The sequence below is a fragment of the Pseudomonadota bacterium genome, assembly GCA_040752895.1.
Lineage (GTDB): Bacteria > Pseudomonadota > Alphaproteobacteria.
Window position 1 is genome coordinate 322,434 of sequence record JBFMHN010000003.1, and the last position, 20,608, is coordinate 343,041.

Here is a 20,608-nt window from a genome sequence, read left to right on the forward strand (position 1 = left end):
AAGCCATATGCCGCCCATAGTGACCTATGGAACTTGTTCTCTACAACACGCTGACACGCAAGAAGGAAATCTTCGCGCCCCTGATCCCGGACAGGGTCGGCATGTATGTCTGCGGCCCTACCGTATACAGCCTGGCGCATATCGGGAACGCCAGGCCCGTCCTTGTCTTTGACGTTTTATACCGCCTGCTGAAACGCCGTTTCCAAAACGTCACTTACGTCCGCAACATCACCGACGTGGATGACAAGATCAACGCCGCGGCCGCCGAAAACAATGAGTCGATTTCCGAGCTTACCAAGCGGACGGCCCATGCCTTCCACGAAGACATGGCGGCGCTTGGGGCGCTTCCGCCGGACGTGGAACCGCGGGCGACGGAACACGTTGTGCGCATGGTGGCGATGATCGCACGCCTGATCGAAAAAAAGCATGCCTACGTGGCGGAAGGGCATGTCCTGTTCGAGGTGGGCACGCTGCCAGGTTACGGCAAGCTTTCCGGGAAAAACCGCGACGAGCTGATCGCCGGCGCCCGCATCGAAGTGGCCCCTTACAAGAAAGACCCGGCCGATTTCGTGCTGTGGAAGCCAAGCACTCCCGACCTTCCCGGGTGGGACAGCCCGTGGGGACGGGGGCGGCCCGGCTGGCACGTCGAATGTTCGGCGATGAGCGAGGCCTATCTCGGCGAGACCTTCGATATCCACGGCGGCGGTCGCGATCTCGTGTTTCCCCATCACGAGAACGAGATCGCCCAAAGCACCTGCGCCCATGACGGCAAGCCGTTCGCCAGATTTTGGGTCCACAACGGTTTTCTTACCGTGAACGGCGAAAAAATGTCGAAATCGCTCGGCAATATCCTGACAGTCCGCGACCTTCTGAAACAGGCTCCCGGCGAAGTCGTCCGCTTCGCGGTGCTTTCAACCCACTACCGCCAGCCCCTGGACTGGACGGACGAGACGCTGACCCAGGCGAAGGAAAAGCTCGATCGGCTGTATACCGCGCTTCGTCAGGCGGAAGACGTTCACGCCGCGACGGCGACGGTTTCGGAAGGAGTGGAGGCGCGCCTCCTTGATGACCTTCACACGCCGGAGGCGCTCGGCCATCTCGCCGGCCTCGCCGGCCGGCTCAACAAGGCCGAAACAGCGGACATCAAGGCGGACATCAAGGCGGAATTGCTTGCGGGCGGGGCGGCCCTTGGGCTACTTCAACAGGCTCCGGGAGCTTGGTTTCGTTGGCATCCAGCGGGAGCCGTCGCCTTCGACGCGGCGGCGATCGAGCGCCTGATCGCCCGCCGCGACCAAGCCCGCAAGGCAAGGGACTTTCGGGAAGCCGACCGCATCCGCGACGCGCTTGCCGCCGAAGGGGTCCTGCTCGAAGATCGGGCCGGAAAGACAATTTGGAGACGGGCAGGATGATCCGCAGGAAATCGGATAAGCGAGTCTACCTTTACGACAGCACCCTGCGCGACGGGCAGCAGACCCAAGGGGTCGATTTCGACGTCAGCGACAAGGTGGCCATCGCGGAAGAACTGGATCGCCTCGGCATCGATTACATCGAAGGGGGCTGGCCGGGGGCGAACCCGACCGATGACACCTTCTTCACCAAACCGCCGAGACTGCGCAACGCGCGGCTTGCCGCGTTCGGGATGACGCGCCGGCTCGGCCGCAGCGTCGAGAACGATCCGGGCATGGCAGGGCTGCTCTCAAGCGGGGCAAAAGTGGTCTGCCTGGTGGGCAAGACATGGGATTTTCACGTCAAGGTCGCCCTTAAGGCCACCTTCGAAGAAAACCTCAAGATGATCCGCCAAAGCGTCACCTACGCAAATGAGCGCGTGGCCGAAGTTCTCTTCGATGCCGAACATTTCTTCGACGGGTTCAAGGCCAACCCGGAATACGCGCTCGCTTGTATCCGGGCGGCCCACGAGGCCGGCGCGCGCTGGGTCGTCCTTTGCGACACGAACGGCGGCACGCTGCCCCATGAGGTGGAAGCGATCGTCGCGGCGATAGCGAAAGAGGTGCCGGGGGAGCGCCTTGGAATCCATTGCCACAACGACACGGAGAACGCCGTCGCCAACAGCCTTGCCGCCGTGCGGGCGGGCGCGCGCCAGGTGCAGGGCACGATGAACGGCCTGGGCGAGCGGTGCGGGAACACCAACCTTGTCTCGCTTCTGCCGACCTTGATGCTGAAAATGGGATATACGACGGGTGTTAGCGAAAAAAATTTACGGCAGCTTACGCACGTTTCCCGCCTGATCGATGACCGGCTGAATCGTATTCCCAATCACCACGCGCCCTACGTCGGGGTGTCGGCCTTCGCGCACAAGGGCGGCCTTCATGTCTCGGCGGTGGCGAAAGATCCGAAAACCTATGAGCACATCGACCCCGAACGCGTTGGCAACCATCGCCACGTCGTTGTTTCGGACCAGGCAGGGAAGGCGAACGTGCTGGCCCGGCTCGATGAAATCGGGGTCAAGCTGAAGGCGGACGATCCGCGCCTGTCGGCGCTCATCGAAAAGGTAAAAATGCGGGAATACGAGGGCTATTCCTACGACGTCGCCGGTGCCAGCTTCGAACTGCTGGCCCGCCGGGCGCTCGGCAAGGTTCCGGAATATTTCAGACTCAACAACTTCCGGGTCATCGATGAACGCCGCTGGAACGCAAAGGGCGAGCTGGTTACGCTTTCGGAAGCGAAGATCAACGTGAGCGTCGGCGGCAAGAACACCCTCACCGTGGCGGAAGGGAACGGGCCCGTGAACGCGCTTGATAACGCGCTTCGTCAGGCGCTGGTGCCGATCTATCGCCAGCTCGGCAAGCTGCGCCTCGTCGATTACAAGGTGCGGATTCTGGATTCGAGCTTTGGCACCGAAGCGCGCACGCGCGTAATGATCGAAAGCGCCGCCGGCAAGGGCGATCACTGGACGACGGTGGGCGTTTCCACGAACGTGATAGACGCCTCCTACAACGCGCTGCACGACAGCATTACCTACCTTCTGTTCCGCGCGGGCGCCAAGGTGTGATGGCGGGTACCAATTCGACGCGAGCTACGAAAAGCGGCGGTCCAATCATCGTGCTCGTCGATGCCCAGCTGGGAGAAAACATCGGCACCGCCGTACGCGCGATGTGGAATTGCGGCCTTGGAGAACTTCGGCTGGTGACCCCCCGCAAGGGTTGGCTGAACGAAAAAACGCTTGCCGCTTCGGCGGGCGCCGACCGGGTGCTTGAGAAGGCACGCGTTTATGAGGAGCTTGCGGAAGCGATTGCCGATCTCCGGCACGTCTTTGCGGCGACCGCCCGGCCGCGTAACATGGAAAAGCCCGTTCTCGCCCCACGCGCGGCTGCCGTGCGCATGCGGGAGGCCGAAAAAAGGGGCGATAAAATCGGCATTCTTTTCGGGCCCGAACGCGCCGGTCTTACGAACGACGCCGTGACTCTGGCGGAAGCCATCGTCGAGGTGCCGCTCAACCCGGCCTTCGCCTCGCTTAACCTTGCCCAGGCCGTGCTTCTGTTGGGCTACGAGTGGTTTCAAGCCGGTCTCGCTGCGCCGACACCCGCCGACACCCGCTGCCAGCATGACGAACGCCCGGCCGCCCAGGTCGAACTCCAGGGTTTGTTTGGGCATCTTGAAGGCGCGCTCGACGCTTGCGGTTTTCTCCGCCCGCTTGAGAAACGGCCAGGAATGGTTCGCAATATCCGGAACATCTTCACCCGGGCGGGACTTACGGACCGGGAGGTGAGCACGCTTCGAGGCATCGTGAGCTGTCTCGATCGCCGGTCGAAAGGCTGAAAATAGGCGGGAAATCGGTTTGACAGCCTGCCGTTCGCGCGTATAGTACGCCGCTCCCGGCCGAAGGCGGCGGGGTTTCTGGGAAGTAGTTGATATTATTGATTATGTAAGGTCCGATGACGAAACGGCTGCAATCCAAATACAAGATCAACCGGCGCTTGCGCGTTAATCTTTGGGGACGCCCGAAAAGTCCCGTGAACCGGCGGGAACACGGCCCCGGCCAGCATGGGCCGTCGAATCTGCGTCGGCGGAAGGTCTCGGACTTCGGTGTCCAGCTCGCCGCCAAGCAGAGATTAAAGGGTTACTATGGGAACATCGGCGAGCGGCAGTTCCGGCGGATCTATGAGGAAGCCATTCGGCTCAAGGGCGATACGGGCGAACGGCTGATCGGCCTGCTGGAACGCCGGCTGGACATGATCATTTATCGGATGAAGTTCGTGCCGACCGTGTTTGCCGCCCGGCAATTCGTCAACCACGGGCATGTGCGCGTGAACGGCAAGCGCATGACGATTCCCTCCGCCCTGCTGAAGGAAGGCGACGTCGTCGAGGTGAAGGAAAAATCCCGCGAATTGGCCGTCGTGCTGGAAGCGGCCCAGTCGTCCGAGCGGGACGTTCCGGAATATATCGAGGTTGATTTCAAGGCAATGAAGGGAAAGTTCCTGCGCGTGCCGATGCTTGGCGACGTGCCGTACCCGGCGCAGATGGAACCGCACCTCGTCGTCGAATTCTACTCACGCTGACGAAGGCCAGGTCTTCGGATACGAAAAGGGCGGCCCAAGGGCCGCCCTTTTCGTATCTATTCCATCTCTATTCCATCGATTCTTGGGATTAGCTCGCCGCCTCGATGCCTTTTTCCTTCAGAAGACCTGAAAGTTCGCCGCTTTCATACATCTCGCGGACGATGTCGCAACCGCCGATGAATTCGCCCTTGATATAAAGCTGAGGCACCGTCGGCCAGTCGCTGAACGCCTTGATGCCTTGGCGGAGATCGGGGTCCGACAGCACGTCAACCCCCTTAAATTTCACGCCCATTCGTGAAAGGATTTCGACCACGGTGGCGGAAAACCCGCATTGGGGAAAGACGGGCGAGCCTTTCATGAAAAGGACGACCTGATTCTCGGAAAGATCCGCACGGATGCGGTCGAATACGGGGCTATCGGCCATTGGTTCCTCGTCGTTTGAAGTAAGCCTTAGGTCCCTTCCGGTAGCGCGGTCTGGAGCGCCAAGGCGTGCAAGGCTTCGCCCATGTTACCACGCAGAGCCTTATAGATCATCTGGTGTTGCTGGACGCGGCTCTTGCCTTTGAAGGCGGCGGAAACGACCCGGGCGGCGTAGTGGTCGCCATCCCCCCGCAGGTCCGTGATGGTCACTTGCGCGTCGGGCAGCGTTTCCCGGATCAAACGCTCGATTTCGTGGGCGTCCATCGCCATCGTCAGGGTTTCTTTCTTAAAGGTCGGCCTTAAAGGGCCGCCATGTAAGCGGGAAACCAGCCTTCATGGGCTTCCCGGAGGCTGGCTAACGATATAGGCCGGATGCCTTCGATTTTCAATGCATCGCCGGCGGTCTTCCCGAGGATGAAGGCGGGCACGCCTGCCTGTTCGGCCTCCTCCAGCACGGCCTCGGGCTCCGCCGACGTAAGCAGGTAACGCCCCTGATCTTCGCCGAAGAGCCAGGCCTCTAAGGGCAAGCCGTCGTTCCTAGGTTCTATCGCGACGCCGATGCCGCCAGCCAGCGCCATCTCCGCGAGCGCGATGCCGATGCCGCCATCGCCGATGTCGTGGCAAGCCGTCACCTTCCCGCTTTCGATGAGGCGGCGCACGCAATCGCCGTTCCGCCGTTCCGCGGCAAGATCCACCGCGGGAGGCGCCCCTTTCTCCCGCCCAAAAATCTCGCGAAGGTAAACGGAAGCGCCAAGCTCGCCCCGCGTCTCGCCGATCAGGCAAATCGTCTCGCCGGCGCGCTTGAAGGCATGCGTCATGCGCTTGTCGAGATCCGCAAGCAGGCCGATCGCCCCGATCACAGGCGTCGGCAAGATCGCCTGCCCGTTCGTCTCGTTGTAGAGAGAGACGTTGCCGGAGACGACGGGGAAATCAAGGGCCAGGCAGGCTTCCCGTATTCCCTCGATGGCGGCCACGAACTGGCCCATGATCTCCGGCCGTTCCGGATTGCCGAAATTCAGATTGTCCGTGATGGCGAGCGGCCTGGCGCCGACCGCCGTCAAGTTCCTCCACGCTTCCGCCACGGCCTGGGCCGCGCCCACCCTGGGGTTTGCCCCGCAATAGCGGGGCGTGCAATCCGTCGTCATGGCAAGTCCTTTGTTCGTGCCATGGACGCGGACGACCGCGGCGTCGCCGCCGGGCCGGTTGATGGTGTCCGCCATCACCATGTGGTCGTACTGCTCCCAGATCCAGCGGCGGCTGGCGAGATCGGGGCTGCCGATCAGGCGGCGGAGGCTTTCTCCGGGGTCTTGTGGCGCCTTGCCGATGGGCAAGGAAAGGGGTGGCGCTATAATGGGCTGCGTCCACGGCCGGTCGTAGCTCGGTGCCGCCGAGGCAAGCGGTGCGATGGGAAGGTCGGCGACGACTTCCCCCTTCGATCGCAGAACCATATGGCCGCTGTCCGTAACCTTGCCGATGACGGCGAAGTCGAGTTCCCACTTCTCGAAGATCGCCCGCGCCACGTCGGTCCGTTCCGGCTTCAAGACCATCAGCATGCGTTCCTGGCTTTCCGAAAGCATAATTTCGTAAGGGGTCATGCCTGCCTCGCGGATCGGCACCCGGTCGAGGTCCATTTCGATGCCGGTGTCGCCCTTCGATGCCATCTCGAAAGAGGACGATGTCAGCCCCGCCGCCCCCATATCCTGGATAGCGACAATTGCGTCGGTCGCCATCAATTCGAGGCAGGCTTCCAGCAGCAGTTTCTCGGTGAAGGGGTCGCCCACTTGCACGGTCGGGCGCTTGGCGTCCGAATCCGCGTCGAATTCCGCCGAGGCCATGGTGGCTCCGTGGATTCCGTCGCGGCCGGTCTTCGACCCGACGTAGACGATGGGATTCCCAGGTCCGGCCGCCGCCGAATAAAAGAGGCGGTCGGCGTCCGCAAGGCCGACCGTCATTGCGTTGACTAAGATATTGCCGTTGTAGGAAGGATGGAAATTGCATTCCCCGCCAACGGTGGGTACGCCGATGCAGTTGCCATAGCCGCCGATGCCGGCGACGACGCCGGCCACCAAGTGACGACTTTTTGGATGGTCCGGGCTTCCAAAGCGCAGCGAATCGAGGTTGGCGATCGGTCGCGCGCCCATCGTGAAGACGTCGCGCAGGATGCCACCGACGCCGGTCGCCGCGCCCTGGTAGGGTTCGATGAAAGAGGGGTGGTTGTGGCTCTCCATCTTGAAGACAGCCGCCTGGCCGTCCCCGATGTCGACGACGCCGGCGTTCTCACCCGGCCCGCAGATGACCCAAGGGGCCTCGGTCGGCAGGGTTTTCAGCCAGCGTTTCGAGGATTTGTAGGAACAATGCTCGCTCCACATGACGGAGAAGATGCCGAGTTCCGTTAGGTTCGGCTTCCGGCCGAGGATTGCGAGCACCTTTTCGTACTCCTCGGCGTTAAGACCGTGCTGGGCGGCGATGTCGGGGGTGACGTCGGGGGGGGTGCCAGTCATGCGAAACTCGCCGCAAGGCCTTCGAACAGGCGCTTGCCGTCTTCGCCCCCAAGCAGCGGTTCGGCCAGCCGTTCGGGGTGCGGCATCATGCCGAGAACCGTGCGCGTTTCATTGAACACGCCGGCGATGTCGTGGGCGGATCCATTCGGATTCGACCCTGCGTCCTTTCCGCCTTCCGGGGTGCAATACCGGAAAGCGACCCTGCCTTCCCCTTCCAGTTCCTCAAGCGTCTCCGCGTCGGCGAAATAGTTTCCTTCGAGATGGGCGATCGGAATGCGAAGCACCTCGTTCTTGCGGTAGGCCTGCGTGAAAAGGCTTGCGGGCGTTTCGACTCGCAGATGGACGTCGCGGCAAATGAATTTGAGGCCTTCGTTCCGAAGCAGCGCACCGGGAAGCAGTCCCGTTTCGGTCAGGATTTGGAAGCCGTTGCAGATGCCGAGCACCGGCACGCCCCGTTCGGCCCGTCGCCGCACCTCCCGCATGATGGGGGAATGGGCCGCCATCGCGCCGCAACGAAGGTAATCGCCATAAGAGAACCCGCCGGGCAGTACGATCAGGTCCACCTCAGGGAATTCGCTGTCCCGGTGCCACACGGCTAGCGGTTGACACCCCATGGCGTGCGCAAGAGCGACGCGAACGTCTCGATCGCAGTTCGAACCGGGATAGACGATAACGGCGGTCTTCACGGCGACGGTCTCTTCGGGGGGTTGACGGCGGGACGAACAAATCCGGGCCTTAGTCCAGCAACTCGATTTCGTAGTTTTCGATGACGAGGTTGGCGAGCAGCTTCGTGCACATCGCCTTCAAGACCTCTTTGGCGCGCGCGGGGTCGGTTTCCGCCAGTTCGATTTCGATATACTTGCCCTGGCGGACCCCATTTATACCGTTAAAGCCAAGCGATTTCAAAGCGTTCTCTATGGCCTTCCCTTGCGGGTCAAGAACGCCCGATTTCAGCATGATATGAATGCCCGCCTTCATGCGCCGCGCTTTTTCAATGGAACGATCGCCTTGATCACTGCATGACGGCCGGACCGTTGAGGTCCGTTGGTCCGCCTTCCGGAAGGATGCCAAGCCGCCGCGCCACTTCTTGGTAGGCGCCCTCGACATTTCCGAGATCCCGGCGGAAACGATCCTTGTCGAACTTCTCGTTTGTCCGCACATCCCAAAGGCGGCAGCCGTCCGGGCTGATTTCGTCGGCGAGGACGACATACACCTGGTCGCCTTCGTACAGCCTGCCGAACTCGAGTTTGAAGTCGATGAGACGGAGCCCGATGCTGAAGAAAAGGCCGAGAAGAAAATCGTTGATGCGAAGCGACATCGACAGGATGTCATCGAGTTCTTGCGCCGACGCCCAGCCAAAGGCGGTGATGTGCTCTTCCGAGATAAGCGGATCGCCGAGTTTATCGGATTTGTAATAGTATTCGATAATCGAACGCGGTAACGGCGCGCCTTCCTCGAGGCCCAGCCGCGTGGCAAGCGAGCCCGCGACGACGTTCCGCACCACAACCTCGACGGGAATGATTTCCACTTCCCGAATCAGTTGCTCGCGCATGTTGAGCCGGCGGACGAAATGAGTCGGAATTCCGATCTCCCCCAGGCGGGTCATCAGGTATTCCGAGATCCGGTTGTTCAGGACCCCCTTGCCGGTGATGATGGCGTGTTTCTGGTTGTTGAAGGCGGTCGCGTCGTCCTTGAAGTATTGGACGAGCGTGCCCGGCTCAGGCCCCTCGAAAAGAACTTTGGCCTTCCCTTCGTAGATTCGTCTGCGCCGTGCCATGAATACCCAGTGCCGAAAAAGAAAAAACCCCCCGACCGGTGGGACGAGCGGTTCAAAGCACGCCCAAGATATAGCAACTCTCCCCCTTGAAAACAATGCCAGCCAGGCTGGGGGGGGGCGATCAGACAGCCACGTTTTCGAAAAGCGTCTCGTCCGGACGGCCGTCGGCGAACCGAAAGACGGGCGGGCCTTCCTTTCCGGCGGCAGGCAGCGCGATCAAGGCGCTGGAGACGGTGCCGAAGCCATCCCGGTCCGCGATCGTCATGGCGCTTTCTTCAAGGCCGTCGTCGGCCGCGCGGTCGCGGCTTGCGAGCAAGGCCTCCCATGTCGCCCAATGGTCCTTATCGGGATCGGGAAGGGGGGCGGCCTGGAAAAGCGGCAGATAAGTGCGGATGCGATGCGACCGCGTGTCGTTTCGGTCATGAGCCGTGATCATCGAGATTCCCGGCGGCAGCCGCCACCGTTCGATGGCGCCCGTGCCTAGGCTGCGCAGCCAGAAGGCCTCCCGGCTATCCGCCACCACCAGGTTGAAAGGCCGGTAGGCCTGCGTAGCGAGTTCGTCCAGCGCCCGAGCGGCCGTCGTTGCGTCCGCGTAGTCGAGGGTTCGAAGGACGATTTCCCCCCGACTGCGCTTGCCGGCGGCCGGTCCCAGCGTTCCCGACCGGTTCAAGATTCCTGCCACCACGCCCGCGTCGTTTAACCCAAGCCACGTTCCGCCGCCTTCGATGTCCTTGCCGGCCACCACCTGGGGGCGGTTATCCCAATGCCGGCCGGGGGGGAGAGCCGGCCGGCCGATCTTTTCGTCCCGGTTGGCGGCAAGCAAAACCGGCCAGTCGGCGTCGGGACGGTAGGCGAACACAAGGGTGCACATGCGAACTTTCAGATACCACTTCCGTGCCGGGCTCGCTATATAAGGAGCGCGGTGGGAATCTCGCAATCCCGCCGTCAGCAAACGAAACGGCAAGCACAGGGTGGAGACGATGAACGGCAGCTTCAAGGATCGGGAGAAGGCGGCAGAAGCCAAATTTCAGCACGATCAGGAAACCACGTTCAAGGCCCAGGCGCGGCGCAACCGGCTGCTTGGGTTGTGGGCAGCCGAGCTTTTGGGCCTCGTGGGCACCGACGCCGAGACGTATGCGAAAGAAGTCATCGCCGCCGACTTCGAAAAGCCCGGCGACGCCGACGTTCTCGAGAAGGTCTTCCAGGATTTTCAGAAGAAGGGGCTCGACATTTCCGAACACCGCGTTCGCAAGGAAATGGATCGCTTCCTTCAAATCGCCTTTGAGCAAATTACCAGCGGATAGACGTTGTCTCCGGGTTTCCGGCTGGGCGGCCGATCGTTGCTAGGCGTTTTCGAAGACCCGCCCAAAGATCGTATCGACGTGGCGCGTGTGGTAACGGGGGTCGAAAAGCCCTTCCAGCACCGCTGCCTCAAGATGGCTTGAGATGTTTTCGTCAGCCTTCAGAAGGTCGAGGAAAGCGGTTTTCTCCTCCCAGGCTTTCATCGCGTTTCGCTGAACTGCCGCGTAGGCGGCTTCGCGGCTTAGCCCTTTTTGGGTGAGGGCGAGGAGCACGCGCTGGGAATAGGCCAGGCCGCCCAAGGCGTCGAGATTACGGCGCATGTTTCCGGGATAGACGACCAGTTTCTCGATGATTTCCGCAAGGCGGTTCAACGCAAAATCAAGCGTGATCGTCGCATCCGGCGCGATGATCCGTTCGACGGAGGAGTGGGCAATGTCCCGTTCGTGCCAAAGGACCGCGTTCTCGAGTGCCGGTGTTACGTACCCGCGGACGACGCGGGCAAGGCCTGTCACGTTTTCGCTTAAGACCGGGTTCCGCTTATGCGGCATGGCCGAGGAACCCTTCTGGCCTGGCGAAAAATATTCCTCCACTTCAAGCACTTCCGTCCGCTGTAGGTGGCGGATTTCGACGGCCAGATTTTCCATCGTGCTGGCCGTGACGCCGAGCGTGGCGAAGAACGCCGCGTGGCGGTCGCGCGGGATGACCTGCGTCGAGATTGGTTCTACCCGAAGGCCCATCTTTTCCGCTACGTAGGCTTCGACTCGGGGGTCGATGTTCGCGAAGGTGCCGACGGCGCCGGAAATCGCGCAGGTCGCGATTTCGTCGCGTGCTGCGAGCAGCCGCCCGCGGCCGCGCTGGAAGGCGGCGTAGTGGCTGGCAAGCTTGAGGCCGAAGGTTGTCGGCTCGGCGTGGATGCCGTGGCTGCGCCCGATGCAAACGGTGTCCTTGTGCTCGTAGGCGCGCTTCTTAAGGGCGGCGAGCAGCCGGTCGACGTCCGCGAGAATTCGATCGCAGGCTTGGGCCAGCTGGACGGCGAGGCAGGTGTCCAGCACATCCGAGGACGTCATGCCTTGATGCACGAAGCGCGCTTCTGGCCCGACATGTTCGGCTAGATTCGTCAGGAAGGCGATGACATCGTGATGCGTTTCCTTTTCGATGGCCTCGATTCGCGCGATCTCGACCTTGCCGCGTTTGCGCACGGCCTCGGCGGCTTCCTGCGGGATGACGCCGATCTTGGCCTGCGCCTCGCAGGCATATGTCTCAATTTCGAGCCAGATCTTGAATTTGTTTTCGGGTGCCCAGAGGGCCGTCATTTGCGGGCGCGCATAGCGTGGAATCATGGGTACGGGCACCCCAAAGAAGGCACAAAGAAACGGACAACCCTAGCGGGCGGAAGCATCTCCCGCGCCCCGGATTTTACAGATGTTCGAAACTTTTAAAACCGGAATGTCGAGATTCGGGCAAGGTAACCCCCGCCGGCGAATCTTGGGCCCGAAAGATAAAGAAACGGGTCTTCGAACTATTCCGCTTTGGCCGAAGCCTCGTTCGCGTCGGCCGGAGCCTCCTTTGCGCCGGTGGCATCGGAACTCGTCACGATCAATGGGTACTCGAAGGTCGGGTTTTGCCGCCCCGTGTAGACGTAACGTCCCTCCTTGAGTTCGACTTCGTAAATCTCATCGTAGCCGGTCAGAAGTTCGCCCTTGGAGAAAAGCGGCTTGTTTGCCTTTTTACCCTTGTCATTGACTTCGTAAATCTCAAGACCGACCGCGTAGGGTACGTTCTCGTTCTTGACGCGGAACTTGTACGTGCCGGGCTTGATGATGAGGGTCTGGATGTTCGGCACCCGGGCGCTTCGCGTCTTGCGGTTCTCCCGCGGGCAGTCGCGCGGGAAGGTAACCGCAATGTCCTGGGCGGCCCCTTCCGGTTCGACGAACTGGCAGGCCGACGCGCTAAGTTCGATCACGTTGTCTTTCGAGACGCGCAGCGGCTTCACCGGCACGATCTGGAGATCCGGCGGGCGGTAATTGTCCTCGGACAGATCCTTGGCAGACGCAGGGTTGGCCGCTAAGGCAAGGCCGAACAGGGCAAGGACGGCTAAGGGAAGGGAAAAAAAGTTTACCAGAAGCCGGTGCAACACAAACCCTCTCCTTGTCATTTTCATCGTTTCCATGAATGCGTTTTTGGTTTGAAAGCCAAAGTTTTCTCCAAAATTTGGATGCGCTGCGTCGGTACCGATCAGGGAATAAGACGTAATTCTCTGGCCGCCTTGACCGTGACCCGAGTCAGCCGCTCAATGTCGGCATCGTCGTGGGTGGCGGTGATGGCAAAACGTATGCGGCTCTCTCCTTCTGGGATTGTCGGGGGTCGGATGGCTATACCCAATATATCATTTGTTTCCAAAGCGATACTCAAACGAAGCGCGTTCTCTTCCGATCCCACGATTACGGGGATTATCTGCGTTGTTGAGCGCCCAATGTCAAGCCCCGCCTGGCGGAAAACGTGACGGACATGCGCGGCGGCATCTTGGAGCCAAGCCCGCTCGGCGGCCATTTTCGGCACGAGGTCTAAAGCGGCGTCATTGGCTCCCAGGACCCCGGGTGGCAGGGCGGTTGAATAGATCAAGCCGGGGCAGCGATTGACCAGGAAGCTCCGAAGTTTTTCGGAACAGACCACGTAGGCCCCGAAGCTTCCCAGTGCCTTGCTGAAGGTCCCCATGACGAGATCGATCCGGTCGCCGTATTCGGCGGCAAGTCCAAAGCCTTCCGGGCCAAGAACGCCGGTGGCGTGAGCCTCGTCGAGGTAGAGGAAAGCCCCATATTTATCTGCTATTTCAACAAGTTGCCTAATGTCAGCTTGGTCGCCATCCATGCTGAAGACAGATTCGGTCACGATAAAGCGTGGCCGGTTTTCGCGCCTTCCTTCACGCAAGAGGGATTCAAGATGATCGAGATCGTTGTGATGGTAACAAATCTGCCTCGCTCCGGCGGCCCGGCAGCCCTGGTGAAGGCTGGCGTGGTTCAATGCGTCGAAATAGACGAGCGGCTCCGCCTCGAGAATCCGGCGATTCAAAAGGGCCGCCAGCACGGCGACGTTGGTCTGATAACCGGAGGCCATTACCAGGGCGGCCTCCTTGCGCTTCGCCCGGGCTAATTTTGCTTCTATTTTTTCGAAGAGTTCTAAATTTCCGCAGACCAGCCGGGAAGCCCCGGACCCCGTTCCCCAAGCCTCCGTCCACGCGATGGCGCGCTCGCGAAGGGCCGGATGTTGAGCAAGCCCCAGATAGTTGTTCGACGAGAAGTTGCAGAGAGTCTTGCCTTCGCGTTCGATGCGGCTGCCGTCCGTCTTGCCGAAAGCGCGCAACCGGCGCCTTCGGTTTGCCGGCAGGTTTTCCAGAAAGTGATGGTATGCTTGGGGTGCCTGCTTCATGGGGGTCTCGGTGCGTGGTCGGTAAGGCAACTTGGGTGCAAAACATACCACGTGGGCAAGGCCTACCGGTAATAGGGAAGGAGCAAGCCTTCGCGTGACGATAGGTGGCGTGACTAGAAGTGAAGGGTCATTAAAAAACGCATGAGGAACGACCGTTTCGCCACTTTCGAAGTCGCCGACGGGACGCGGATTCGCTACGCCTTCTGGCAACCGGAAGGGCCGCCGCGCGGCGCGGTTGTCCTGCTGCATGGCCGTACGGAGTTCCTCGAAAAATATTTCGAGACGGTCGACGAATTGCTGGCCAGGGGGTTTGCGGTCTGGTCGAAAGATTGGCGAGGGCAGGGGCTTTCCTCGCGGCCGCTTTCGAACGCGCGAAAGGGGCATGCCGATTCCTTCGACCCCTTGCTGGAGGATCTCCACGTTTTTTTGACGGAGATCGTGCGGCCAAGCAGTCCCGGCCCCCATATCGCGCTGGCCCATTCGATGGGGGGGCACCTGGCGCTCCGCTACATGGCCGAACGGCCGGGGTTCTTTGCGAAGGCCGTGCTGTCGGCGCCGATGGTGGATATCCACACCGGCGGGATGCCGCGGCCGTTCGCCGAGCAACTTGCCCGGCTTACTGTTCAGTGCGGACTCGGCAAGCAGTACTTGGTTGGGATGGGGGATGCGGACCCCTACGCAGCCGCGTTCAAGGACAATCTTTTGACGTCCGATCCGGTGCGTTTCCAGCGCAGCCGGGCACTTACGCAAGCAAACCCCGCGCTGGGCCTGGGCGGGCCGACCTTCGCTTGGGTGCACGCGGCATACCAGTCCATTCGTAAGCTGGAAAACCCGGATTATGTGCGCCGGATCGATGTGCCGGTGCTCTGTCTAAGCGCCGCCGAGGAACAAATCGTCCGGAACGACGCTCAAATACGCCTTTGCCATCACCTGCCGCAGGCGACCTTTGTTTCGTTTCCGGAAGCGCGCCACGAGCTCTTGTTCGAGCGCGACCCCATTCGGGCGCGATTCTGGGAGACGTTCGACAAATTTACCGATTCGATTTGACGCGCGCCCGTTCAATTGTCCTCGGAATCGAGCAACCGCAGGACGTGCGGCAGGATTCCCTCAACAATCATGGCGACCCCTTCGGCGTTTGGATGGACCCCGTCCAACAAATTCAACTTCGGATTCTTTGCCACGCCTTCGAGAAAGAAGGGATAGAGCGGAACGCGGTGTTTCTTGGCCAGAGCCGGGAAAATGGCGTTGAACGCCGCGTCGTAATCCGGGCCCAGGCCGGAAGGAACGCGGCTGCCGGTCAGCAGGACTCGGATATTTTGCTGGCGAAGAAGGGTTAGGATTCGATCCAGGTTGACGTAACTTTCCTGCGGTTCGAATTGGGCGAAGACGTCGTTGGCGCCGAATTCAACAATTACGATCTCCGGATCAAGGGCAAGGATACGGTCGAGGCGGGCAAGGCCGCTTGCCGTCGTGTTACCGGAAACGCCGGCGTTGAGGACGGTGACACCGTAACCCTTGGCGCGAAGCGCGCGTTCAAGTTGGGCCGGAAAGGCTTGCGTCGGCGGCAGGTTGTACCCCTTCGTCAAACTGTCGCCGAAGGCGACAATCCGGATATCGGCCGCCACGGCGGCGGGCGCCAGCAAGAACACAAGCAGGAGCAAGAAGGAGAAGGACGCCCCGCGCCGCCGTCCGGTCAAAGCAGCCCCATGGTCTTGAAGGACTGGTGGCCCTGCTTGGCGATGATGACGTGATCGTACAATTCGATGCCAAGCGTCTCGCAGGCCTGCCGCACTTCCTTCGTCATGGCGATATCGGTCTTCGACGGCGTCGGGTCGCCGCTTGGGTGGTTGTGGACCATGATGATGGCGGAAGCTCCGAAGTCGAGGGCGCGCCTCACGATTTCCCGCGGGTAGATCGGCGCATGATCGACCGTCCCGCTCTGTTGGACTTCGTCGGCGATGAGGGCGTTCTTGCGGTCCAGGAAAAGCAGGCGGAAATGTTCATTCTTTCGATGCGCCATGGCGGTGTAGAGGTAATCCAGCAATTGCTGCCAACTGCCGATCACCGGCTGGTGCAGGAGTTCCTGGCGGGCAAGCCGGAGGGTCGCTTCCAGAACGGTCTTGAGGGCGACCATGGCGGCCTCGCCCATACCGGGGGTGGCGAGAAGGTCTTTGGGCTCGGCCTGGAGGACGTTCGCGAAATTGCCGTAGCGCTTTAGCAGGGCTTTTGCCAAAGGCTTGACGTCCTGGCGCGGGTACGCCGGAAAGAGAAGCATCTCGAGCATCTCGTAATCGGTGAGGGAGTCGGGCCCGGAGCTCAGGAATCTTTCGCGAAGACGCTTGCGGTGACCCAGGTAATGGGGCTTCTCGTCCCCCGTCGCCTTTCTGTCCATCGCCCGTCTCCGTCAGACGTTATAGGGCGGGCAGACAAGGCCGGTCGGCGACAGGGTAAAAATTTCACACCCCTCCGCCGTCACCCCAACGCTGTGTTCGAACTGTGCGGAAAGGGAGCGGTCTTTGGTGACGGCCGTCCATCCATCGTCGAGGATTTTCACGTCATACCCGCCCGCGTTGATCATCGGCTCGATCGTGAAGAACATGCCCTCCTGCAAGGTGACGCCTTCGCCGGGTTTACCGAAATGCAGGATGCTTGGGGCATCGTGGAAGATGCGGCCAAGGCCGTGCCCGCAGAAATCGCGGACGACCGAGTAGCGCTGGGCTTCGGCATGGGATTGGATGGCGTGGCCAATGTCCCCCAGCGTGGCGCCAGGCTTGACCTGCGCGATGCCCCGCATCAGGCATTCGTAGGTAATCTCGACAAGGCGGCGGGCTTTGACGCCGGGTTTCCCGATGTAAAACATCCGGCTCGTATCCCCATGCCAGCCATCGAGGATGACGGTGACGTCAATGTTCAGAATGTCGCCGTCGCGTAATTTCTTTTCGCCGGGGATGCCGTGACAAACGACGTGGTTGACGGAAGTGCAGATCGATTTCGGAAAGCCGCGATAATTCAACGGTGCCGGCACCGCGCCATGGTTCACGATGAAATCGTGGCAAAGCCGGTCGAGTTCTCCGGTCGTAACGCCAGCCTTCACGTAAGGCGTGATGAAGTCGAGCGTCTCGGCGGCAAGCCGGCCGGCGCGGCGCATCCCTTCGAAACCCTTCGCATCGTGAAACGTGATGCTATGGATTTCCTCCAAGGCTTCGGCCGGCTGGGTGGTTGTCCAATCCTGTTCCACGGGGCCCACTTCTTTGCGTTGTTTTCAAGCCATTCGAAAGGCGAGCGGCAAGGCGCGGTCCAGCGCGATCGTCTCGGCGCTTATCCGGCAGGAAAAACACAAGCTTTCCACGCCTTCCGCCCGGGCCACTCGCGCCGCTTCAACATAGGCCGGATCGATTTCCTCGGCGAGAACAAAACCAGTGCAATCCTCGCGTTGGACGAGGTAAAGCAGGACGGCGCGCCCGCCCGACCGGACGACATTCGCAAGTTCGGCAAGATGCTTCGCGCCGCGGGTGGTGACGGCGTCCGGGAAGGCGGCGAAGTCTTTCAGCCGTAGAGTGACGTTCTTCACTTCGACGTAACAGCGGGGTTTATCCCCGCTTTCGAGCAGGAAATCCACGCGGGAATTTTGCCCGTAAGGAACCTCGCGCCGGATGGAGGCATAGCCGGTAAGCCCAGGGATGCGGTCGGTAAGCAGGGCTTCCTCGACGATCCGGTTCGCAAGCACCGTGTTGATGCCGACGAGGCCTTCGCCGATGCGCACGAGTTCCCAAGTGTAGCGAAGCTTGCGATTCGGGTTTTGCGCGGGCGATATCCATACCTCGGCGTTTTCCTCCAGCAGCCCCATCATCGAGCCCGGGTTCGGGCAGTGGGCAATTATGCGTTCGCCGCTTTCAAGCTCCACGGTGCTGAAGAATCGCTTGCTGCGGGTGAGGAAACGGCCGCGGATGAGGGGGGCGGGAAAGCGCATACCGGAAATGTAGAGGCCTGGCTTTGGCCTTTCAACCGGGCGCGTTTCCGGCCTATGCTTTTTGGAAGCGAAGGCTTGAACCGCATGTCCATGACCCCTCTTTCGACCGCTTGCCTCCTGGTTATCGGGAACGAGATTCTTTCCGGCCGTACCCGGGACGAACACGTTCCCTATTTCGGGAAGCGGCTCAACGAATGGGGGATCCGCCTCTCCGAGGTGCGCGTCGTGCGGGACGATCCGGATGCGATTGCCGAGGCCGTGAACGCCTGCCGCGCGCGCTACCGTTACGTCTTTGCGACCGGCGGCATCGGCCCCACCCACGACGACGTGACCGCCGCCGCCGTGGCGATGGCCTTCGGCCAGCCTTTGGAGCGCCACCCGCGCGCCGCCGCGATCCTTGAGGACTATTACGGACCGGAGCGGATCAACGATTCCCGGCTGCGCATGGCCGAAATGCCGAGAGGGGCCAAGCTCATTCTCAACCCGGTCAGCAAGTCGCCCGGCTTTCAAATAGAGAACGTTTTCGTGCTGCCGGGCCCGCCGCTTGTCCTGCAGGCGATGGTCGAAGGGGTAAAGGGAAGACTCGTCGGCGGCCCGCCGGTCCTTACGCGCGCGGCTTCCGCAAAACTTGGCGAGGGTACGATCGCGGCGGGTCTGGCCCAAGTCCAGGCCCATCACACCGATGTCGAAATCGGCAGCTATCCTTATTTTCGCAAGGGCCAACTTGGGGTGAGCATCGTCGTGCGCGGCGTCGAGGTGTTGCGCGTTGGGCAAGCCTTTGCCGAGGTTGTGCGCCTGCTGGAGGATTTGGGCGGCGACCCGGTCGAGGAAGCGCTTGACTGAAGCGTCGGCTTGCTTGCCCGGTTGCCTGGGTAGCCGCCCGGGATTAGGGTTCCCCGGATTTTCCGATGGCCCGCTTGGCGGAACAGGTAGACGCAACGGACTTAAAATCCGTTTCCTGGAAACGGGAGTGCTGGTTCGAGTCCAGCAGCGGGCACCAGCCTTTGTCTTTCGCGTTACAGCGCCTCGAGGAGCGGGGCGAGGTGGTGCTCGTAATGCCGCCATCGCCTTACGGCCGCCGTGTCGATCGGCCGGCGGACGCGGGCGATGCTTGCCGCATGCACGGGCCGCTTCGTTTTGAAGAAGGTGAGGCAGGCGTCTTCCCACGGCAGCTTGCAGAAATCGAGAATCCGGCGTGTCGTTCCCTCCTGATCGGCGACGAGGTCCTCGTAAGGGATGTCCAGAATCCGCCCCGGCAGCATGGCGCGCCAGTGGTGCATCAGCCGCTCGTATCGCCGGTAGTAACGTCCAAGTTCGGCCAAATCGTCGCTGCAATTCGGCGTTTCCGCGAAATAGGTCTTGAAGCAGGAAAGACAGGTATCGATCGGGTTGCGCGCGCAATGAAGGATGGTCGCCTGGGGAAGGGCGAGATGGATGAGGCCGATATATTGAAAATTGCTCGCCAGGCTGTCCGTGATTCGCGCGGCGCCCGGCGCGCGTGCGCCGACCGTCTCGACATACGCCCGGCCGAGCCTTTCAAAAGCGTTGGCGTCGAGCCCGGCGGCCGCTTCGGGAAAGCCCGTCGCCGGCCCCGGTCCGTTTGGAATCTTGCGAACCTGTTCCGGGAAGGTATCTAGCGCGCCACCGCCGAAAACGGCCGGGTGGCTGGCCAGGATTTGCTCGACCAAGCTTATACCGGAACGCGGCATGCCGAGAACGAAGATCGGTTGCTCGCTGGCGAAGCCGTGGCCCGCCTTCTCGGTCAGGAGCCGCTTGTTGAAGATTGCCGGGATGCGCTCGAACCTCTCTTCGTCCGCCGCGGTACCGTGCGGGGCCGACTCGCGCTTCAGTTGGTTCGCTTTCTCGAAGCAGTCGAAGGCGAGGTCGTACTTGCCGGTATCCTCATGGGCCTTGCCCAGAGCGAAGCGAAGAAGGGTTGCTTCTTTCTTCGGCAGGGAAGGGTTCGCAAGGGCACGCTCCATCGCGTGGATTGCTCCGTCGCCTTCCCGGAACGTCGTCAGGCGCGAAAGTGCGAGATGGGCGCGGGCGTCCTCCGGCCGGGTTTTCACAATTTGCCGGAAACCGGCCTCGGCCTTCTCGATCTCGCCGAGTTCCAGCAAGGTGGCGGCAAGGTTGGTTCGCGCCTCGACGAAATCGGGTCGGCGTTCAAGCGCGGCCTCATACGCTGCGACCGCTTCCCCGCAGCGGCCGGCGCGCATCAGGGCGAGGCCAAGGTTGTAGTGGGCACCGGCGTTTTCCGGTCGCTTCGCGAGGAAGGTCCGGTAGACAGCGGCCGCCTCGTCAAGCCGCCCGAGCAGCAGGAGGGTATTTCCGAGATTGAGGTTGGAGTCGATGTCCTCGGGCGCCAGCGTGAGCACGCGTCGGTAGGCGTCAGCGGCCGCCTCGTATTTTCCGAGCCGATGGAGAACGGCGCCGAGGTTGAAAAGCGTATCCACCGCGTCCGGGGTTTGCGCGAGCGCCTTCTCGAAGCAGGTGATTGCTTCCACGCTCGCGCCCTTTTGCTGGCACAGTGCGCCGAGGAGGTGAAGAAGTTCCGCGTCCTTCGATTGCCGCTCTAGAAGTTCACGGTAGATCGCCTCCGCCTCGGCCAGCTTTCCTTCCCGATGCAGGCGAAGGGCGTCCTCGCGAGAAGGGCCGGTTGAAGTATGCATGCTATCCACGTAAGACCACCCTA

At 61.4% G+C, this 20,608-nt stretch carries 22 protein-coding genes and 1 tRNA gene; 8 read left to right on the forward strand and 15 right to left on the reverse strand.

The annotated features are described in order from the left end of the window. Positions 1–26: 26 nt before the first annotated feature. The 4 genes from cysS to rpsD all read left to right on the forward strand — a co-directional run bounded on the left by cysS (position 27) and on the right by rpsD (position 4,517). A complete protein-coding gene (cysS, locus tag AB1781_07825; protein ID MEW5704474.1) occupies positions 27–1,409 on the forward strand; it encodes a cysteine--tRNA ligase in 1,383 nt (460 codons plus the stop codon). Continuing rightward, entirely contained in the window at positions 1,406–3,010 is a 1,605-nt protein-coding gene (gene cimA, locus AB1781_07830) for a citramalate synthase (GenBank protein ID MEW5704475.1), read from the forward strand. Before cysS ends, cimA begins: the two co-directional genes overlap by 4 nt. Further along, positions 3,010–3,777, forward strand: coding sequence for an RNA methyltransferase (locus AB1781_07835; GenBank protein ID MEW5704476.1), 768 nt, complete (start codon positions 3,010–3,012; stop codon positions 3,775–3,777). Before cimA ends, AB1781_07835 begins: the two co-directional genes overlap by 1 nt. Before the next feature lie 116 nt (positions 3,778–3,893). Continuing rightward, positions 3,894–4,517: a 30S ribosomal protein S4 gene (gene rpsD, locus AB1781_07840; GenBank protein ID MEW5704477.1), complete on the forward strand. Its 624-nt coding sequence runs from the start codon at positions 3,894–3,896 to the stop codon at positions 4,515–4,517. Between the two features lie 88 nt (positions 4,518–4,605). On the opposite strand, the gene grxD is transcribed toward rpsD, so the two are convergent. From grxD to AB1781_07875, 7 genes are all read right to left on the reverse strand, one after another. After that, the gene (gene grxD / locus AB1781_07845) at positions 4,606–4,941 is read right to left on the reverse strand and encodes a Grx4 family monothiol glutaredoxin (protein ID MEW5704478.1); all 336 of its coding nucleotides are present in this window, start codon (positions 4,939–4,941) and stop codon (positions 4,606–4,608) included. A gap of 26 nt (positions 4,942–4,967) precedes the next feature. Next, positions 4,968–5,207, reverse strand: coding sequence for a BolA family transcriptional regulator (locus AB1781_07850; protein ID MEW5704479.1), 240 nt, complete (start codon positions 5,205–5,207; stop codon positions 4,968–4,970). Between the two features lie 29 nt (positions 5,208–5,236). Next, on the reverse strand, positions 5,237–7,438 hold the full coding sequence (gene purL / locus AB1781_07855; GenBank protein ID MEW5704480.1) for a phosphoribosylformylglycinamidine synthase subunit PurL: 2,202 nt from the start codon (positions 7,436–7,438) through the stop codon (positions 5,237–5,239). Continuing rightward, positions 7,435–8,124 carry a phosphoribosylformylglycinamidine synthase subunit PurQ gene (gene purQ, locus AB1781_07860; protein MEW5704481.1) on the reverse strand — a complete coding sequence of 230 codons (690 nt, stop codon included), beginning with the start codon at positions 8,122–8,124 and terminating at the stop codon, positions 7,435–7,437. Before purQ ends, purL begins: the two co-directional genes overlap by 4 nt. 49 nt (positions 8,125–8,173) lie before the next feature. Continuing rightward, positions 8,174–8,416 (reverse strand): phosphoribosylformylglycinamidine synthase subunit PurS, encoded by a 243-nt coding sequence (purS, locus tag AB1781_07865; GenBank protein MEW5704482.1) that lies wholly within the window; start codon positions 8,414–8,416, stop codon positions 8,174–8,176. A gap of 34 nt (positions 8,417–8,450) precedes the next feature. Then, the gene (purC, locus tag AB1781_07870) at positions 8,451–9,215 is read right to left on the reverse strand and encodes a phosphoribosylaminoimidazolesuccinocarboxamide synthase (GenBank protein ID MEW5704483.1); all 765 of its coding nucleotides are present in this window, start codon (positions 9,213–9,215) and stop codon (positions 8,451–8,453) included. A 121-nt stretch (positions 9,216–9,336) separates the two neighbouring features. Continuing rightward, positions 9,337–10,086: an NRDE family protein gene (locus tag AB1781_07875; GenBank protein ID MEW5704484.1), complete on the reverse strand. Its 750-nt coding sequence runs from the start codon at positions 10,084–10,086 to the stop codon at positions 9,337–9,339. A 109-nt stretch (positions 10,087–10,195) separates the two neighbouring features. Here AB1781_07875 and AB1781_07880 point away from each other — a divergent pair, with 109 nt between their 5' ends. Continuing rightward, complete coding sequence (locus AB1781_07880) at positions 10,196–10,519, forward strand: DUF1476 domain-containing protein (GenBank protein ID MEW5704485.1); 324 nt, start codon at positions 10,196–10,198, stop codon at positions 10,517–10,519. A gap of 39 nt (positions 10,520–10,558) precedes the next feature. Here the strand turns inward: AB1781_07880 and purB are convergent, their stop codons facing one another. The 3 genes from purB to bioF form a co-directional block, all read right to left on the reverse strand. Then, positions 10,559–11,857: an adenylosuccinate lyase gene (purB, locus tag AB1781_07885; protein MEW5704486.1), complete on the reverse strand. Its 1,299-nt coding sequence runs from the start codon at positions 11,855–11,857 to the stop codon at positions 10,559–10,561. Between the two features lie 179 nt (positions 11,858–12,036). Further along, positions 12,037–12,687, reverse strand: a complete 651-nt coding sequence (locus tag AB1781_07890) for a hypothetical protein (GenBank protein ID MEW5704487.1) — start codon at positions 12,685–12,687, stop codon at positions 12,037–12,039. Positions 12,688–12,752: 65 nt separating this feature from the next. Beyond that, a complete protein-coding gene (gene bioF / locus AB1781_07895) occupies positions 12,753–13,943 on the reverse strand; it encodes an 8-amino-7-oxononanoate synthase (GenBank protein ID MEW5704488.1) in 1,191 nt (396 codons plus the stop codon). A gap of 141 nt (positions 13,944–14,084) precedes the next feature. Here bioF and AB1781_07900 point away from each other — a divergent pair, with 141 nt between their 5' ends. Then, complete coding sequence (locus AB1781_07900; GenBank protein ID MEW5704489.1) at positions 14,085–14,990, forward strand: alpha/beta hydrolase; 906 nt, start codon at positions 14,085–14,087, stop codon at positions 14,988–14,990. 11 nt (positions 14,991–15,001) lie between these two features. Here AB1781_07900 and AB1781_07905 read toward each other — a convergent pair whose 3' ends face one another. From AB1781_07905 to sfsA, 4 genes are all read right to left on the reverse strand, one after another. Next, positions 15,002–15,604: an arylesterase gene (locus AB1781_07905; GenBank protein ID MEW5704490.1), complete on the reverse strand. Its 603-nt coding sequence runs from the start codon at positions 15,602–15,604 to the stop codon at positions 15,002–15,004. A gap of 32 nt (positions 15,605–15,636) precedes the next feature. After that, entirely contained in the window at positions 15,637–16,335 is a 699-nt protein-coding gene (gene radC / locus AB1781_07910) for a DNA repair protein RadC (protein MEW5704491.1), read from the reverse strand. A 12-nt stretch (positions 16,336–16,347) separates the two neighbouring features. Continuing rightward, positions 16,348–17,142: a type I methionyl aminopeptidase gene (gene map, locus AB1781_07915; protein MEW5704492.1), complete on the reverse strand. Its 795-nt coding sequence runs from the start codon at positions 17,140–17,142 to the stop codon at positions 16,348–16,350. Between the two features lie 63 nt (positions 17,143–17,205). Next, positions 17,206–17,913, reverse strand: a complete 708-nt coding sequence (gene sfsA, locus AB1781_07920) for a DNA/RNA nuclease SfsA (protein MEW5704493.1) — start codon at positions 17,911–17,913, stop codon at positions 17,206–17,208. 84 nt (positions 17,914–17,997) lie between these two features. On the opposite strand from sfsA, the gene AB1781_07925 reads away from it, so the two are divergent. Both AB1781_07925 and AB1781_07930 read left to right on the forward strand, forming a co-directional pair. Next, positions 17,998–18,756: a competence/damage-inducible protein A gene (locus AB1781_07925; protein ID MEW5704494.1), complete on the forward strand. Its 759-nt coding sequence runs from the start codon at positions 17,998–18,000 to the stop codon at positions 18,754–18,756. Between the two features lie 68 nt (positions 18,757–18,824). Next, positions 18,825–18,913 (forward strand) — tRNA-Leu (locus tag AB1781_07930). Between the two features lie 16 nt (positions 18,914–18,929). Here the strand turns inward: AB1781_07930 and AB1781_07935 are convergent. Beyond that, positions 18,930–20,585 carry a sulfotransferase gene (locus AB1781_07935; protein MEW5704495.1) on the reverse strand — a complete coding sequence of 552 codons (1,656 nt, stop codon included), beginning with the start codon at positions 20,583–20,585 and terminating at the stop codon, positions 18,930–18,932. Positions 20,586–20,608: the final 23 nt, after the last annotated feature.

Excerpts from the sequence above, each read along its gene's own strand:
- sfsA (MEW5704493.1), bottom strand. The coding sequence starts at position 17,913 with ATGCGCTTTCCCGCCCCCCTCATCCGCGGCCGTTTCCTCACCCGCAGC.
- AB1781_07880 (MEW5704485.1), top strand. The coding sequence starts at position 10,196 with ATGAACGGCAGCTTCAAGGATCGGGAGAAGGCGGCAGAAGCCAAATTT.
- AB1781_07925 (MEW5704494.1), top strand. The coding sequence starts at position 17,998 with ATGTCCATGACCCCTCTTTCGACCGCTTGCCTCCTGGTTATCGGGAAC.
- radC (MEW5704491.1), bottom strand. The coding sequence starts at position 16,335 with ATGGACAGAAAGGCGACGGGGGACGAGAAGCCCCATTACCTGGGTCAC.
- purC (MEW5704483.1), bottom strand. The coding sequence starts at position 9,215 with ATGGCACGGCGCAGACGAATCTACGAAGGGAAGGCCAAAGTTCTTTTC.
- AB1781_07900 (MEW5704489.1), top strand. The coding sequence starts at position 14,085 with ATGAGGAACGACCGTTTCGCCACTTTCGAAGTCGCCGACGGGACGCGG.
- bioF (MEW5704488.1), bottom strand. The coding sequence starts at position 13,943 with ATGAAGCAGGCACCCCAAGCATACCATCACTTTCTGGAAAACCTGCCG.
- grxD (MEW5704478.1), bottom strand. The coding sequence starts at position 4,941 with ATGGCCGATAGCCCCGTATTCGACCGCATCCGTGCGGATCTTTCCGAG.
- AB1781_07850 (MEW5704479.1), bottom strand. The coding sequence starts at position 5,207 with ATGGCGATGGACGCCCACGAAATCGAGCGTTTGATCCGGGAAACGCTG.
- purB (MEW5704486.1), bottom strand. The coding sequence starts at position 11,857 with ATGATTCCACGCTATGCGCGCCCGCAAATGACGGCCCTCTGGGCACCC.
- rpsD (MEW5704477.1), top strand. The coding sequence starts at position 3,894 with ATGACGAAACGGCTGCAATCCAAATACAAGATCAACCGGCGCTTGCGC.
- purL (MEW5704480.1), bottom strand. The coding sequence starts at position 7,438 with ATGACTGGCACCCCCCCCGACGTCACCCCCGACATCGCCGCCCAGCAC.
- purS (MEW5704482.1), bottom strand. The coding sequence starts at position 8,416 with ATGAAGGCGGGCATTCATATCATGCTGAAATCGGGCGTTCTTGACCCG.
- cimA (MEW5704475.1), top strand. The coding sequence starts at position 1,406 with ATGATCCGCAGGAAATCGGATAAGCGAGTCTACCTTTACGACAGCACC.
- AB1781_07835 (MEW5704476.1), top strand. The coding sequence starts at position 3,010 with ATGGCGGGTACCAATTCGACGCGAGCTACGAAAAGCGGCGGTCCAATC.
- AB1781_07875 (MEW5704484.1), bottom strand. The coding sequence starts at position 10,086 with ATGTGCACCCTTGTGTTCGCCTACCGTCCCGACGCCGACTGGCCGGTT.
- AB1781_07890 (MEW5704487.1), bottom strand. The coding sequence starts at position 12,687 with ATGGAAACGATGAAAATGACAAGGAGAGGGTTTGTGTTGCACCGGCTT.
- cysS (MEW5704474.1), top strand. The coding sequence starts at position 27 with ATGGAACTTGTTCTCTACAACACGCTGACACGCAAGAAGGAAATCTTC.
- AB1781_07935 (MEW5704495.1), bottom strand. The coding sequence starts at position 20,585 with ATGCATACTTCAACCGGCCCTTCTCGCGAGGACGCCCTTCGCCTGCAT.